Consider the following 15,033-nt stretch of genomic DNA (forward strand, 5'->3'; position numbering starts at 1 on the left):
TCGGACGCGTCGACCGGTTGGACCTGTCCTGAATCGGTGGCTCGAGGCGTTCGCACGCGTCGACGGATCGTAGACCGACCGAGCCAATTCGAACCCGTTCACTCATGCAACTCCGCGTTAAACCGCTGAAACGGAAAGATGTAGGCAGCGGTCTGGCCGCGATCGATCGCGAGGCGATGACCGACCTCGGTGTATCGAGCGGCAACTTCGTCGCAATCGCGGGTCCCGACGGCCGAGTCGTCGCACGTGTCTGGCCGGGCCGCAGCGAAGACACGGGTCGGGGCATCGTCCGAATCGACGATCGGGTCAGCGTCGAGCCGGCCGACGTCGAACCAGCGGAGCGTGTCTCCCTCGCGCTGCCCGAGAACGTCCGCATCCAGGGCGACGTCGGCTCGTACCTCAAGGATAAACTCTCGGAACGCGCCGTCAGCCCCGGCGACACGTTCTCGCTGTCGCTCGGCTTTGGTCTCCTCTCAACGCGTTCCGGTCGGCGACTACCGGTCACCGTCGTCGAAACCAAACCGAGCGGTTCCGTCGTCGTCGGCAGCGAGACCGAGGTGATCGTGACCGAACGGGGCGACGACGAACTCGCGGTCGAAGCAACCGGCCCGTTTGCGTCCGAGGACGAAACCGGCGGACGGCCGCCGGACGTCACTTACGAGGACGTCGGAGGTCTCGATGACGAACTCGAACAGGTTCGAGAGATGATCGAGCTGCCGATGCGCCATCCCGAACTGTTCAGAGCGCTCGGCATCGAACCGCCGAGGGGTGTCCTCCTGCACGGTCCACCCGGTACTGGAAAGACGCTGATCGCTCGTGCGGTGGCCAACGAGATCGACGCTCACTTCGAGACGATTTCCGGGCCGGAGATCATGTCGAAGTACTACGGCGAGAGCGAAGAGCAACTCCGCGATGTCTTCGAAGAGGCGGCGGAAAACGAGCCGGCTATCGTCTTCATCGACGAACTCGATTCCATCGCGCCCAAGCGCGAGGACGTACAGGGTGACGTCGAACGCCGCGTCGTCGCCCAGCTGCTCTCGCTGATGGATGGCCTGGAACGGCGTGGCGAGATCACCGTCATCGGAACGACCAACCGCGTCGACGCAATCGACCCTGCGTTGCGCCGACCCGGACGCTTCGACCGTGAGATCGAGATCGGTGTGCCCGACGCTGCGGGACGGGAAGAGATCCTGCAGATCCACACTCGCGGAATGCCGCTCGACGCAGACGTCGTTCTCGAGCGGTACGCTGAGAATACCCACGGATTCGTCGGGGCCGATCTCGAAAACCTCGCCAAGGAGGCCGCTATGACCGCCATGCGGCGGGTCCGCCCCGAACTCGACTTCGACGAGGAGGAGATCGACGCCGAGACCCTAGAGGCCATAGAGATCACGGAGGCCGACTTCAGGAGCGCCCTGCGCGGCATCGAACCCTCCGCGATGCGCGAGGTCTTCGTCGAAGTGCCGGACGTCAGCTGGGACGACGTCGGCGGACTCGAGGCGGCCAAGGAACGCCTGCGCGAGAGCGTCCAGTGGCCGATGGAACACGCCGACGCGTACGAACGCGTCGGCCTCGACCCCGCCAAGGGCGTTCTCCTGTACGGCCCGCCAGGAACCGGAAAAACGCTGCTGGCGAAAGCGGTGGCAAACGAGTCCCAGTCGAACTTCATCTCGGTCAAGGGCCCCGAACTCTTCGATAAGTACGTCGGCGAATCCGAGAAGGGGGTCCGCGAAGTCATCAGTAAGGCCCGTGAGAACGCGCCGACGGTCGTCTTCTTCGACGAGATCGACGCCATCGCGAGCAAGCGCGGGACTGGAACCGGCGACTCCAACGTCGGCGAGCGAGTCGTCTCCCAGCTCTTGACCGAACTCGACGGGCTTGAAGAACTCGAGGACGTCGTCGTCATCGCGGCCTCGAACCGACCAGAGTTGATCGATGACGCGCTCCTCCGGCCGGGTCGTCTCGACTGTCACGTCTCCGTCGACGAACCCGACGAACCGGCTCGCCGGGAAATCTTCGAGATCCATACGCAAGATCGCCCGCTCGCCGACGACGTCGACCTTGAGGATCTCGCGGCCGAGACGGACGGGTACACCGGGGCGGACGTCGAAGCCGTCTGCCGCGAAGCCGCGACGATCGCCGTCCGCGAACACGTCCGCGCGAAAGCAGCCGGCGAAGAGACCGACGTTGCCGCGATCGAGCTGACGGCCGACCACTTCGACCGATCGCTCGACGTCGTCTCGCCGGAATCGGACGACGAGTTTGCGCTCAAAGGAGACGAGTTCGCCGACGCGCTCGAGGGTCTAGAAGGCGAAGCATAACGATAGACCAGTGATCGATCCGCCGCTGTGAGTAGCCCGTCAGAAACAAACCGAACGCGCTGGTCGCTCTCGTCCGAGCCCGGAGCGTTCGGGTGACTCAACCGGCGGTCGGACCAATACCTGCTGTCGGGGGTAGAAGACGAAAGGCCCATAAGTACCGCACGCCAACTATGAACTGGACTAGGTCGGGCAGTTTGGCCCTGCTCGTTACCCGCGCTATGGTCATTAGCGGGGACCGAACACCGCGGGCGTCCGGTCAGACCGGCCGGGGCCCCGGGAGCCAACAGAGAAGCCTCGTCCGTCGGGGACAGCGGTCTCCGGTGGCCGTCCGCAGGGACGACCCATCGTAGTTAGTCGGCGACAGCCCATCAGGCGCGGAAGCGAGCAGTGGACCGCCGAACACCTGTCGCTCGACGGGTCGCGGGGTGGAGAAGGCAACCGGGATTCCCCCGGACGGAACGCCGGGCAACCCCGGTCGTCCGCATTCATATCGTTTCCAGTAACCCGACTAAGCGGAGGCTTCGGGTGCCGTTCTCCGCAACCTTCGCGACGAGAGCACCGTCGGGATGATCCTATCCGGACTTCTCTGCGGTATCTTGCTCTTCGTTGCGTTCGATGTCCGGCATTTCAATTCTTTCAATACCTCACGAAATCAACTCACTTATTTAGAAAAACTTACAACGGTTATAATGGTCGATAGTAACGATGACGAACAGACGATACACGGTCGTTCTTGGAGCGCTTGCGATAATGGTTCTTCTGAGCGGTTGCTCGATGGTCAGTGTCCCCTCGAGCGGTACCGATGATGGCGGTCCTGATTCCGATCCCGACCCCGAGGTGGTGTTCGAAGGGGCCTACGTTCACGCGGATGAACTGGAGGACGTCCAGGGTGTTCGGACGAACAACGTGACCAACGGGTCCGAATCAGTTATCGAACGGGTTCGCGTCAAACAACGACCGTACGTCGACGAACGAACGAAAGTACTCGAGTCGCCGGATCCGGGTAGAATAGGGAACGTCTACGTTTCGAACGCGACGGAAAACTGGTTTTATTATCCGAACTCGTCGGTAGCAGAGTACTTCGCACCCGAAGAGCCGTTCACTAACGAGGAGGTGCGGTCGAGTCGGGCGTCGATGGCCGAGAAACAACTCGAGAATTACAGTATCGAATACCGAGGCACCGAACGAGTCGCTGACCGAGAAACCCACGTTCTGGACGTCAAAGCGAAGAACGAAACCGTCGAAAAAGGCATTTCGACTATCGTCGGCGATACAGAATACGTCTTCGCACTCGAGACGAGTAATCCGGCAGAGGATCTTCGGACCGTCGAACAAACGCTGTGGATCGATACGGAGTACGACTATCCCTTGAAAGAGAAAGTCGTGTTCGAGCAACCGAACGGAGAACGGATCGTCATGACCGAACGGTTCGAGTCGGTCAGGTTCAATACCGGCCTCGACGACGAGACGTTCGCGTTCGACCCGCCGGAAAACGCCACCGTCCGGGATATCTCGTAGGACGTACCGGTGACGTATTCGCTATGCCGGCAGCCACTTACACGCGATAAAGCTCCAGCGGACTGCCTCGAGGCGATTGAGGCACCTATTCGGCCGGTTGGACGATGCTCTGATCCCGCTCGAGCGACAATCCTCCCTCGAGCGTGCGGACGGGGTAGGGGATGTCGATTCCTTCCTCGTCGAAGCGTCGTTTGACCGCAGTGACGTACTCGCCGCGGATGCGGACGAAGTCGGCTCGAGCGGGATTAGCGATCCAGAACCGCGATTGAAGGCCGACGTCGGACGAACCGAGTTCAGTAAGTCGGACGGAGGGCGCAGGGTCGTCCATAATGTCGGGATGGCGCTCGGCTTCGTCGACGATGATCTCGGTCGCCTGATCGATGTCGTCGTCGTAGCCGATCCCGAAGACGAACTTCAGCCGAAGTTCGTCTGCGTCGACGGGGTTCTTGAGAACGCCGTCAGTAAGTATTGAATTCGGTACGGTGAGTAATTCGTTATCGAACGTTCGCACGCGAGTGACGCGAAGGCTGATATCCTCGACGACGCCGGAATAGGCGCCGTCGTCCCACTCGATCCAATCACCGATTCGAAACGGCTTGTCGGTGTAGATGAATACGCCGGCCACGAAATTTGAGATCACGTCCTGCATCGCCAGCCCGACGGCGAGTGCCCCGGCCGCCGCGATGCCTGCCATCGAAACGAGGAAATTCCCGTAATCTGCGAACCCGAAAGCGATCGCGACGGCGACGAAACCGATACCGAACTTCGTTACCATCAACAACGGATTCTGTACGTGTTCGTCGAGGCCTCGGTTCTCGAACGCCCGTTTGGTAAGCGGCACGACGACCGTCCGGCCGACGAACCAGATAACGGCGAACGCGATGACGAACTTGATCGCACTTTCCGCACCGGCGGCGAAGGGTTCGTTGATGAAGTCCAACTCTTCGAGTTGGCTGCCGATGGGGCCAAGCGTTTGCAACGGGGTCAGTAGTACCCCGATACTCATCGATAGATCACCGCTGTATGCCCCCGGGTTTCAATCAGTTCAGCGTTGACGCGGTCGGCGAGGTCGGCCGCCTTTTCGTCGGTCGAACTGCCCGCGCGGGCTGCGCGGAGAAACTTTACTTTCACGAGGTCTCGACTCGAGAGTTGATCGTCGAGTTCGTCGACGACCGAGTCGATGCCGCTTTTACCGACCCAGACGGTAACGTCGAGATCATGTGCGTCTTGCTTGAGCTCCTGTTTATCCATGGCATAGGATTGTGAACCGAGCCGTTTCAATCTTCTCGAACGAGAATCCGACGGCGATTAGCGTCACATTCGGGGCAATCGTCCGAGCGGTCGGCGACCACTCCTCGTGGCATTCCTGCGATGACGGTCGTCAGTCCTCGTACGGATATCTCGCGTGGGCACCACAGTCACAGGTAATGACGACGTGGCCGTCTCGCACTCTGACGCGGGCGTTCGTTCCCGGCCTGAGATAGGCGTCACAGCGGTCGCACGTAAACCGTCGGAACTCCCGGGGAAGCGAAAGCCGATTTCGCTCCGCGATTCGACGCGCGAGGCGGACGTAGTATCGAGCTCGGTCGTCCTCGCCGTTCGACGCCGCCGCTCTAGCCAGGTCCTGAAGCCGCTCTATCCGCTCGGCGGCGATCTCCATACTCCGTTTTCCCTCGGTTACCCTATTGATGTTGCGCTCTATCGATGGAGTCGTGCCCTCCCGCGGTTGAAACGAATGCTAGTGAGTTCCTATCGAATACTAATCTGAAGATAATGTACCGATGATTGAAAAGATTCTTTACCCCACCTGGCGTTCGGCTATAGTACGCAATATTGTTATATATCAAATGCAAAATGGTGTGACATAACCGAATGAATTGGAACCCCTCTCCCTCCGAGAACCGCGTTAGCAGGCGCTCGGTGCTCGCTGGCGGCGCTGCAGGCGCCGCGATCACGACGAGCGGCTGCATCGATAGCGTTCGAAGCGTCGTAAACCACCGCGGAAGTAACAGACTCTCCCTCTCAATCGCCACTGTCCCCGCGGACGCAGACAGACAGAACGTACGGATCGCACGTCGACTCGAGGAGAACCTCGAAAAGGTCGGGATCGAAGTCTCACTGGATATGCGGTCGCGATCGGAACTGCTGAAAGCAGTGTTGATCGACCACGACTTCGATCTCTACGTCGGTCTCCACCCGGCTGGCTACGATCCTGACTTCCTCTATGAGACTCTCCACTCTACGTACGCCAGCGAAGCAGGGTGGCAAAATCCGTTTGGGTTCACCGATCAGGCGTTCTTCGACACTCATCTCGAGAAACAGCGTCGAGCCACCGGCGAAAAACGCACACGAGAAATCAAAAACATCTTGAGAGGACTCACACAGGAGAAAGTGCTCGAACCGATCTGCTTCCCTGACGAGTATCGCGTCGCCAGGTCGGATCGATTTACGGGTTGGAACGAGGGGAATCTCGCGACACGACACGGTTATCTGGGTCTCGAGCCGGCCGAGGACGTCGATCAACTCCACGCGCTCGTAACCAGCAGCCGCATCACGAAGAATCTCAACCCACTCACAGCGACGTTTCGAAAGCGGGGAACGATCATCGGCCTACTGTATGATTCGCTGGGGACTGTCCACGACGACGACGTCAAGCCGTGGCTAGCGGAATCGTGGGAAATACCCAGTGAGCCGGCGACTGGCGAGGAATCGGCGAACGACCAGCAAGCGACGGATGGCGAAGAGACGCTGCAGACGATGTCCGTCACGCTCCGAAAGGGTTGTCAGTTCCACGATGGTGAGCTTGTGACTGCCGACGACGTCGCGTTCACCTATCGATTCCTTGATGATACGTCATTGGGGCGAGCGCCTCTCAAATCACCAGCGCCGCAGTATCAGGGTCAGGTCGACGTTGTCGACGGCGTCACGACGAACGGCGACTACGAGCTTACCATGACGGTAACTGGCGGTCGAGAGCCATGCAAACGTGCCCTGACAGTACCGATCTTGCCCGAGCACGTGTGGCGCAAGCGGGTCAACGAACACGCTCTCGACGGCGAGTTCACTGCGTCGCAGGGCCGGTGGAGCGCCGTCACCACGAACAACGTTCCGCCTGTTGGCAGCGGCCCCTTCCAGTTCGATAGTCGCACCGAGGACGAATCGCTTACTCTCCGGCGGTTCGACAATCACTTCACCCACCGGGACGACGTCAAATTGCCAGCGCCGACCGTCGCCGAACTGCGGTTCAGTGTCGATCCGGGCAGCGTCTCGTCGATTGGACGCATTCAAGACGGTGGGGCGGATGTAACGGCTACGATGCTCGGCGCCCATTCGCTGGCCGCAATGAGCGACTCGCCGAATGTCGAGCAACTGAAGTCCAAGTCACGGATGTTCTATCATGTCGGGTTCAACGTTCGTAATGCGCCGTTCAGCAATTCCTATTTCCGCCGAGCGATCACACAGTTGCTGGATAAAAAAGCGATCGTCGAGGACGTGTTCTACGAAAACGCGACACCAACTGCGACACCGGTTTCCGGTGACTGGGTCCCCGCGGATCTCGAATGGAACGGTGAAGATCCGGTAACGCCGTTCGTCGGTTCGAACGGAACGCTCAACGTCGAAGCAGCGAAAAAGGCGTTCGAGCGGGCAGGGTTCCGTTACGATGATAACGGAAGACTGCTTGGAGGATATTAGAAGCGATGCTCGCCGAGGTGCTGACTCAGCTCGTCGCCGTTATCTTGATTTTGCTGCCGATTTCGATAGCCGTCTTTATCGGCCGCAAACGTCTTGCTCAAACGCGATCTGAATGGCGAAGCAGACTGCAGACCGCTGCACCGGTGATCGTCGTACTGTTGATCGTGTTGCTGATCAACCGGGTCGCCAGGCAGACGGCGCCGGATCTCTCCCGGGAGATCGGAATTCATCTGACTTCGACCTTCTACAACATCGAAGGAGAATTTATTCTGATCTTCCGGACGATCCAGACAGCGGAGACGACGGCGTATTTTTCGTCGATCTACGTCTATGGATATACGTTTCTGCTGATATTCCCCATTATCGCGTATTTCACTCTCTCGGATACTCGGATCTTTCGTCGGCTGTTGACGGCATACGCCCTTAACTACGCGATCGGATTGGTGCTGTATATCCTCGTAATCGCGTACGGTCCTCGGAATCTGATGCCTGCCGAACTGATGGAACGAATGTTATACGATACAAACCCACAATATCAGTATCTCACGCGGGAAGTCAACACGAACACCAACGTTTTTCCGTCGTTGCACACGTCGCTCTCTGCAACCGTCGCCACGTTCGCGTGGATAACTCGCTCGAAATTCCCGAAGTGGTTTCCCGTCGCAGTAATCCTGGCAGCAAGCGTCGCAATATCGACGATGTACCTCGGGATTCACTGGGGGATCGACGTCACCGCTGGCTTGGTGCTTGCTGCCCTTTGTGTGGATCTTTCCGACCGGCTCGTCGACCGCTGGTCCGTCGCAGAACTGTTCGACCAGTACGGTGATCGAATTCCGTGGAAGCAAGAACACGAGTAACCAGGTCGCTTGCGGTTTTGCCCGGTCACTACCTTCGGAACGGATGGTTGACTGCCGTCATATGCCTCGCCATCCGCGGTTCTGAACGGCGTCGCAGTCTCGGCATCGAACTGGTTCCCTGTGTCCGTTCGAACGCCACAACTCGCCTCGACGGAGCTGACACACCGGCTCGAATACGTCAAAGCGAAACTGAGCTCGCGGTTCAAGTACCCGGGTGGATACCGGACGACCGCACCGTTTGCGAGGATCGATTGTGCCGTTACCCCGCGGACTCCCGATAACATAATACTGTTATATCGCGGCAGATTACTGTGGCAGACGTACAAGATGAACGGACGACGGGCTGCCCCCAATCGGAGCAACCGCAACACTGGCGGCAGTAGCGTCAGCCGTCGTGCCATGCTGGCGGCGACGACCGGAGTGACAGTCTCGACCAGCGGGTGTGTTAATCGCCTCCGGGATCTCGTGACCCGGAACAACATCAAACAACTCTCGTTGACGATTACCACGCTCCCCGCAGACAGCGACAGGGAGAGCATTCGAATTGCAAACGAACTCGAACGTATCTTCAAGACGGTCGGGATAGACGTTTCCTTCGACGTTCGATCTGGTATCGATTTCCTCCAGACCGTTCTTTACGACCACGACTTCGACGTCTGCATCGGTCGTCACCCGGGCGGGACCGACCCGGATTTCCTCTATCAGGCGTTGCACTCGCTGTACGCCGACGAATCCGGCTGGCAAAACCCCTTCGGGTTCACCAATTTAACCGTTGATGCCTTTCTCGAGAAACAACGCACCGCCGAAGGGGCGGATCGTCGCGAAGCGGTCACGGACGCACTCGAAACGATAGCGACCGTCCAGCCGTTCGTTCCGATCTGTATCCCAGAGGAGCACCGGATGGTGAGAAGCGACCGGTTCGACGGTTGGGATGAGGGCCACCTCGCGACGCGACGCGGATATCTCGGCCTCGAACCGGCCGAAAGCGTCGAGACGCTACGTGCGATTAATACGGATGCCAGACCGACGGACAACTTAAACCCCCTCGCTATCAGCCACCGGGGCCGTGGAACGTTCACTGAATTACTATACGACTCGCTGGCGACCGACGACCCTGACGGAGACGTTCAGCCGTGGCTCGCTGAGTCGTGGGAGTGGGATGGACGGACGGCAGACGTCCACCTCCGCGACTGGTGTGAGTTCCACGACGGGGAGACGATATCCGCAACCGACGTCGAGTTCACCTACCAGTTCCTGAAGGACATGTCCCTCGGGAATCACGAAGTGGAGACGCCGGCCCCTCGGTATCGAGGACAGGTTGAAGCCATCGAAACGGTCGAAGTGAGAGGTCCCACTCGCCTGGAGATAACGGTCGACACCAGTCCGGAAGTCGGCGAACGGGCCTTTCTCGTCCCCATTCTTCCCGCTCACGTCTGGCAAGAGCGGGCTGCAGACCCGAACGGGCCGGTCGGCGTAAGCCTCGCCCAGGGAACCACGAAAGCGGTCGTTACGAACAACGTTCCGCCGATTGGAAGTGGTCCCTATCAGTTTGCGAGTCGTACAGAAGGTGATCAGCTCACGTTCGAACGATACGATTCACACTTCACCCGTCGGGCCGGCGTCGATCTCCCGGAACCGACTGTCGACGAGCTTACCGTCCAGATCACCCCGAGCAGCAAGACTGCTATCCGCGCCGTCGAAAACGACGTCGCCGACGTAACGAGTACGTCACTCGAGTCCAACGTCATCGATACTATCCACGATTCCAGCGACAGCCAGTTACTCGAGTCTCCGTCGTGGACGTTTTACTTCCTGGGATTCAACGCGCGCAAGGCCCCGTTTAGCAATCCACGATTTCGACGAGTCCTTGCACGCTTGATCGACAAGGAGTGGCTGGTTGAGAAGGTGTTCTACGGAAATGCACGACCCGTCGCGACGCCGGTCACCGAGCAGTGGGTCCCCAAAAGCCTCGAGTGGCAGGGGGACGATCCCGAAACACCGTTTCTTGGGACAGATGGCGAAGTCAACGTAAGCGCGGCGCGGGCCGCATTCGAGGCAGCCGGATTCCGCTACGACGAACAGGAACGGCTCCGTGTGAGACAGTGATTGCCATCGAGACGCTATTCGCGACGTGATACCGCATACTGAAGGCCGTTCGCGTGTTGCATAGTTCGGCTCGGAGTCGACTGACGTGGTGTCGTCGGCATCGCTGGTCGAACGATGGAAGCGGCGAAAACGGATCGGGAAGAAAATTACTGGTCTTCGAGTGCGTCGGCGATTCGCTTGATTGCGCGGGTCTGGTCGCGCAGTTCGTCGCGCAGTTGCCGGACTTCGCGGACGAGTTCCTCGTTGCTCTCGTCTTGTCCGCCGGCTTCCGGCCCACCGGGACCGCCTGGACCTGCACCTGGGCCGCCGCCCATCATTCCGCCCATCATCTGGGCAAACGGATTGCCGCCCATACCACCGGGGCCGCCGGGTCCGCCACCGCCGCCGCCGAACGGGGATTCGGGGGCATCACCCTCTCCTTCACCCTCTTCTGCTCGCTTCTCGCGAATTTCCTCGACTCGTTCTCGGAAGGATTTCTCCTCATTGTCCTCGCCTGGGGTCTCTTCGTCAGGTGTTTCGTTTTCGTCCGTCATACCATCGAGTTCTGTAGCGCTGGGGAAAAGGGTTACCATGTCTCGAAGGGGCGGTGTGAGTTGGCTTTCGGATAGGATCAACAGCCGTCGCTTTCCAATTTCCCAGCTGGAACCAGTGATAGCCTGATGCTACCTGTAACAGCGAGAGAGTCCCGCCCTTCCCGTGAGGCGAGTATTCCGACGTTCTGTCGGAACCGAGGTCCGAACAGGACGGGCGTGAATCGCGTTAACTGCGACGCGAACGAACGAACATTCCGTGTGCCGATCGATAATAATTGAACGAGCTGCCAACGACCGCTGTAAGTGTCTCTCAGGCGAACGTTTTCGAGACGTCTTCGGTTTCGTCGGATTCGGCCTGAACTTTTTCCCAGGCGCTTCGAAAGTCGTCCATCTGAATCTCGGTTCGGTCATCGCGGATCGCGAACATACCTGCTTCGGTACAGACTGCCTTGATGTCGGCGCCAGAGGCATCGTCGGCTTCGCCAGCCAGTTCTCCGAAGTCGACATCGTCCGAGACGTTCATTCCTCGAGTGTGGATCTCGAAGATGATCTTGCGACCTTCCTGATTCGGCTTCGGAACTTCGATGAGCCGGTCGAATCGGCCCGGCCGGAGGATCGCGCGATCGAGCATGTCGAAGCGATTGGTCGCCGCGATGATGCGGATCTCGCCACGTTCCTCGAAGCCGTCCATTTCCGAGAGCAGTTGCATCATCGTTCGCTGGACTTCTGCGTCGCCGGAGGTTTTCGACTCCGTTCGCTTGGCGGCGATGGCATCGATCTCGTCGATGAAGATGACCGCTGGTTCGTGTTCGCGGGCGACCTTAAAGAGATCCCGAACGAGTTTGGCTCCTTCACCGATGAACTTGTGGACGAGCTCCGAGCCAGCCATCTTGATGAAGGTGGCGTCCGTCTGGTTAGCGACTGCCTTCGCAAGCATCGTTTTCCCCGTCCCTGGCGGGCCGTACAGCAGGACGCCGCTTGGGGGATCGATCCCGACGTCGTCGAACATATCGGGTTTCTCAAGCGGCATTTCGACGGTTTCGCGGACCTCTTGCATCTGTTCTTCGAGTCCGCCGATGTCTTCGTAGCTGACGTCGGGGCTTTCGGTGACTTCCATCACACGGGCGCGCACGTCCGTTTCGTTCGAGAGCGATTTGACGATCGACAACGAGTTGTTGACTGCAACCCGCGCATCGGGTTCGAGGTCGTCGCGCATTTCGTCGGTGACTTCGGTCAGCGCCTCCTGATTGTTGCCGTGCTGTTTGATGATGACGCCTTCGTCCGCGATCTCCTGGACTGTGGCGACGAACAGCGGGGATTGTTTGAGTTTCTTGTTCTCGTGTGTAAGTCGCTCGAGTTTCTGCTGGTACTTATTGTTCTCGGCGTTCGCGTCGAGGAGTTTATCCCGCATCTCCTCGTTTTGCGCCTCGAGGATTTCCAGTCGTTCCTCGAGCGATTGGATTTTCTCCTGTTGGGACGCCTCGTCCTCGTCGTATGGGAGGTCGACGTCGTCCACAGTGTCGCTCATCACACGATCCTTGGGGGCTGGTTCATAAGAGGCTTCGGGTAGGAACACTCACCCACGATGTATTACTGTAGAGCATTAGATGGAATAGAAAATATTATCTCCTTGTATTCGGTAAGGGTGGATACGATGAGCGCCTCAGAGTCGCTTCGACAGGAGACCAGCCAGCGGGGAACGTGGGATGACGTGCGCGATTTGCCGCCAAGTGCGAAACTCGTCGCGAAAGTTCTCGAGTACAACGACACGATGACGCAACAACAGCTCGCTGACGAAACGCTACTGCCCTCTCGGACGGTTCGATACGCGTTGAACCGCCTCGACGAAGAGAACGTGATCGATTCTCGGTTTTCGTTCTCCGACGCCCGAAAGCGTCTCTACAGCCTCGCCATCGAATCCTGATAGGCTGACGTCGGCGAATCTTTTCGCTCGAACGCGGTATCTTGTGCAGTCGTCGCCGTTCATGTCCCTTTGAGCGCGAACTGTGGCGCTCGGGTCGAGCGCTATCCGGATAGGACGAGCGGGCAAAAACGGTACGATTCAGCGTAATGCAAGGTGGAGCCTCCGGCCTCAAGTCGAGAGGGACCGGAGGTCCCTCTGACCATTCGAACGGGCCGCAGGCCCGTGAGAAGAGAGCGAGCGAACAAGCGAGTAGGCCGGAGAGGAAACCGACACGGTACTACACCAGCCACGCTTGATGGCTGGCCGACTCCCCCACCGAATCGTTACTCACTTAAAGACAAGAGCATTCATCTGACACACGGATGGAGGTCCGTCGGACCGTCCCCGTCAAACTCGACGTGGCCGACAGCGACGCTGACTTCCTCCACGAAACCATTTCTGAGTTCCTGTGGGCCGCTAACTACGTCGTAGACCACGCGTGGCAAGGCGAATACAAGACCACGAGTAAAGCCGAACTCCAACGCGAAACCTACGACGACGTGCGGGCAGAGACGCAACTGCAAGCGAATCTCGTCCAGAACGCTCGCAACAAGGCCGCCGACGCCGTACAGAGCGCCGTCGCTCGCTGGAAGCAAGGTGACTGCGCGGGGAAACCGCATTTCACAGCCCCGACGCTCGTCTACGACAAGCGGTGTGCGACGTTCACCGACGATCACGCCACGCTCTCAACTGTTGAGGGACGTATCACCGCCGAATACGTCCTTCCCGACGGGAGTCGAGAGACGCCTCACTCGGAATACCTGTACAATGACGACTACGAAGTGACTGGTGCGGAACTGCACTACCGCGACGGGGAGTTCTACCTACACATCCGAACAAAGGCGGATGTGGAGTCTGAGATTGCCGACGACGGCAACGCCGGGCACAGCACAGTCCTCGGCGTTGACCTCGGCATCGAAAACATCGCCGTCACGTCCACGGGCGCGTTCTGGAACGGGTCGGAGTTGAACCATTGGCATCGTGAGTTCGAGAAGCGACGTGGGTCGCTTCAACAGCATGGAACGCGGGCCGCCCACGAAACCATCCAGTCGGTCGGACGCACTGAGACGGGGCGCTACAACCACTTCTTACACACCGTCTCGAAAGAACTCGTCGCGGAAGCCATCGAAAACGGCTGTGACGTAATTGCGTTCGAGAACCTGACGGGGATTCGTCAGCGGATGCCTCGCGCCAAGAAGTTCCACGCATGGGCGTTCCGACGGCTATTCGAGTACGTCGGGTATAAGGCTGAGGGAGTCGGTATCTCGGTCGAACAGGTGAGTCCCGCGTACACCAGCCAGCGATGTTCTAAGTGCGGGTTCACCCACGAGGACAACCGTCCAACCTCGGACGGACAGGACGTATTCGAGTGCCTGAAGTGCAACTACTCACCCCACGCGGACTACAACGCAGCGAAGAACATCGGTCTGAAGCATCTCCGCTCGGCGCAAAAGTCGTCGGGCGGAGGCGCGCCCGTAAACGTGCGCTTGAATCGCGGGACGTTGAACGTGAATGGCGAGTACGAGCCTGCCGCCGACGGCGGCCAGAACGGGAGTCCACGCGAAAGCCTCACCCTCAACGAAGCGAACGGCGTCGCCGTGAGCGAGTAGGGTGGGGTAGTTTACTAGCGTCTCGTCACCGAAGACGATCGAACGATGAACACGACGTCCGCGGGTATCGGGCGAGCGTAAACGAGCGATGAGTGATTTCACCGGCGGTCCCCACTGTCCGGAGTGTGGCGAACCCGTTGATAAACGGCGGCATACTGCATTCACTGCTGGACCGGTCTACCCGCGGGACCGGCGAGTAACGGGGCCACTGAAGCTCGAGTTGAGGGCACCTCGAATGCGGTCTCCGACCCCGGTGGAGAGAAAACGGCCCTTCTCGGGGCCACAGCCACCGGAACTGTAAGCGAGGATGCGGGTCGGACTCGAGCGAGTTCGAACGAAGGGGACCGTTCTGCACGCTCCGAGGGCAACGACGGGCTACTGGATCGGAGCGGATTCGTCGACGACACGCTCACCGTCGCCGTCGGGATCGGA

At 59.3% G+C, this 15,033-nt stretch carries 12 protein-coding genes and 1 other RNA gene; 8 read left to right on the forward strand and 5 right to left on the reverse strand.

Annotated elements, in window-relative coordinates:
• Positions 1-104 precede the first annotated feature (104 nt).
• From HYG82_RS01280 to HYG82_RS02725, 3 genes are all read left to right on the forward strand, one after another.
• Positions 105-2,321, forward strand: coding sequence for a CDC48 family AAA ATPase (locus tag HYG82_RS01280; RefSeq protein WP_179259081.1), 2,217 nt, complete (start codon positions 105-107; stop codon positions 2,319-2,321).
• Positions 2,322-2,494: 173 nt separating this feature from the next.
• Positions 2,495-2,806, forward strand: an RNA gene (gene ffs / locus HYG82_RS01485) — signal recognition particle sRNA.
• Between the two features lie 220 nt (positions 2,807-3,026).
• Complete coding sequence (locus tag HYG82_RS02725; RefSeq protein WP_179259082.1) at positions 3,027-3,839, forward strand: LolA family protein; 813 nt, start codon at positions 3,027-3,029, stop codon at positions 3,837-3,839.
• 85 nt (positions 3,840-3,924) lie between these two features.
• On the opposite strand, the gene HYG82_RS07580 is transcribed toward HYG82_RS02725, so the two are convergent.
• From HYG82_RS07580 to HYG82_RS08960, 3 genes are all read right to left on the reverse strand, one after another.
• The gene (locus HYG82_RS07580) at positions 3,925-4,845 is read right to left on the reverse strand and encodes a mechanosensitive ion channel family protein (protein WP_179259083.1); all 921 of its coding nucleotides are present in this window, start codon (positions 4,843-4,845) and stop codon (positions 3,925-3,927) included.
• The gene (locus tag HYG82_RS08900; RefSeq protein WP_179259084.1) at positions 4,842-5,090 is read right to left on the reverse strand and encodes a YhbY family RNA-binding protein; all 249 of its coding nucleotides are present in this window, start codon (positions 5,088-5,090) and stop codon (positions 4,842-4,844) included. The genes HYG82_RS07580 and HYG82_RS08900 overlap by 4 nt, the downstream gene beginning before the upstream one ends.
• 130 nt (positions 5,091-5,220) lie before the next feature.
• Positions 5,221-5,499 (reverse strand): ribonuclease P protein component 4, encoded by a 279-nt coding sequence (locus tag HYG82_RS08960; protein ID WP_179259085.1) that lies wholly within the window; start codon positions 5,497-5,499, stop codon positions 5,221-5,223.
• A gap of 212 nt (positions 5,500-5,711) precedes the next feature.
• Between HYG82_RS08960 and HYG82_RS09010 the strand changes: the two genes are divergently transcribed.
• From HYG82_RS09010 to HYG82_RS10930, 3 genes are all read left to right on the forward strand, one after another.
• On the forward strand, positions 5,712-7,532 hold the full coding sequence (locus HYG82_RS09010) for an ABC transporter substrate-binding protein (RefSeq protein WP_179259086.1): 1,821 nt from the start codon (positions 5,712-5,714) through the stop codon (positions 7,530-7,532).
• 5 nt (positions 7,533-7,537) lie between these two features.
• Positions 7,538-8,389, forward strand: a complete 852-nt coding sequence (locus HYG82_RS10870) for a phosphatase PAP2 family protein (RefSeq protein ID WP_179259087.1) — start codon at positions 7,538-7,540, stop codon at positions 8,387-8,389.
• Positions 8,390-8,716: 327 nt separating this feature from the next.
• Complete coding sequence (locus tag HYG82_RS10930) at positions 8,717-10,495, forward strand: ABC transporter substrate-binding protein (RefSeq protein ID WP_235217775.1); 1,779 nt, start codon at positions 8,717-8,719, stop codon at positions 10,493-10,495.
• A gap of 146 nt (positions 10,496-10,641) precedes the next feature.
• Here HYG82_RS10930 and HYG82_RS11005 read toward each other — a convergent pair whose 3' ends face one another.
• Both HYG82_RS11005 and pan1 read right to left on the reverse strand, forming a co-directional pair.
• Positions 10,642-11,028 (reverse strand): hypothetical protein, encoded by a 387-nt coding sequence (locus HYG82_RS11005; protein ID WP_179259088.1) that lies wholly within the window; start codon positions 11,026-11,028, stop codon positions 10,642-10,644.
• A 310-nt stretch (positions 11,029-11,338) separates the two neighbouring features.
• A complete protein-coding gene (pan1, locus tag HYG82_RS13870; protein ID WP_179259089.1) occupies positions 11,339-12,556 on the reverse strand; it encodes a proteasome-activating nucleotidase Pan1 in 1,218 nt (405 codons plus the stop codon).
• A gap of 126 nt (positions 12,557-12,682) precedes the next feature.
• Between pan1 and HYG82_RS14850 the strand changes: the two genes are divergently transcribed.
• Positions 12,683-12,952 (forward strand): MarR family transcriptional regulator, encoded by a 270-nt coding sequence (locus HYG82_RS14850; RefSeq protein WP_179259090.1) that lies wholly within the window; start codon positions 12,683-12,685, stop codon positions 12,950-12,952.
• 362 nt (positions 12,953-13,314) lie between these two features.
• A complete protein-coding gene (locus HYG82_RS15125; RefSeq protein WP_179259091.1) occupies positions 13,315-14,601 on the forward strand; it encodes an RNA-guided endonuclease InsQ/TnpB family protein in 1,287 nt (428 codons plus the stop codon).
• Positions 14,602-15,033 lie beyond the last annotated feature (432 nt).

Source organism: Natrinema halophilum (assembly GCF_013402815.2).
In the GTDB taxonomy this organism is placed as follows: domain Archaea; phylum Halobacteriota; class Halobacteria; order Halobacteriales; family Natrialbaceae; genus Natrinema; species Natrinema halophilum.

Excerpts from the sequence above, each read along its gene's own strand:
- HYG82_RS08900 (WP_179259084.1), bottom strand. The coding sequence starts at position 5,090 with ATGGATAAACAGGAGCTCAAGCAAGACGCACATGATCTCGACGTTACC.
- HYG82_RS01280 (WP_179259081.1), top strand. The coding sequence starts at position 105 with ATGCAACTCCGCGTTAAACCGCTGAAACGGAAAGATGTAGGCAGCGGT.
- HYG82_RS02725 (WP_179259082.1), top strand. The coding sequence starts at position 3,027 with ATGACGAACAGACGATACACGGTCGTTCTTGGAGCGCTTGCGATAATG.
- HYG82_RS07580 (WP_179259083.1), bottom strand. The coding sequence starts at position 4,845 with ATGAGTATCGGGGTACTACTGACCCCGTTGCAAACGCTTGGCCCCATC.
- pan1 (WP_179259089.1), bottom strand. The coding sequence starts at position 12,556 with ATGAGCGACACTGTGGACGACGTCGACCTCCCATACGACGAGGACGAG.
- HYG82_RS10870 (WP_179259087.1), top strand. The coding sequence starts at position 7,538 with ATGCTCGCCGAGGTGCTGACTCAGCTCGTCGCCGTTATCTTGATTTTG.
- HYG82_RS14850 (WP_179259090.1), top strand. The coding sequence starts at position 12,683 with ATGAGCGCCTCAGAGTCGCTTCGACAGGAGACCAGCCAGCGGGGAACG.
- HYG82_RS10930 (WP_235217775.1), top strand. The coding sequence starts at position 8,717 with ATGAACGGACGACGGGCTGCCCCCAATCGGAGCAACCGCAACACTGGC.
- HYG82_RS11005 (WP_179259088.1), bottom strand. The coding sequence starts at position 11,028 with ATGACGGACGAAAACGAAACACCTGACGAAGAGACCCCAGGCGAGGAC.
- HYG82_RS15125 (WP_179259091.1), top strand. The coding sequence starts at position 13,315 with ATGGAGGTCCGTCGGACCGTCCCCGTCAAACTCGACGTGGCCGACAGC.
- HYG82_RS09010 (WP_179259086.1), top strand. The coding sequence starts at position 5,712 with ATGAATTGGAACCCCTCTCCCTCCGAGAACCGCGTTAGCAGGCGCTCG.
- HYG82_RS08960 (WP_179259085.1), bottom strand. The coding sequence starts at position 5,499 with ATGGAGATCGCCGCCGAGCGGATAGAGCGGCTTCAGGACCTGGCTAGA.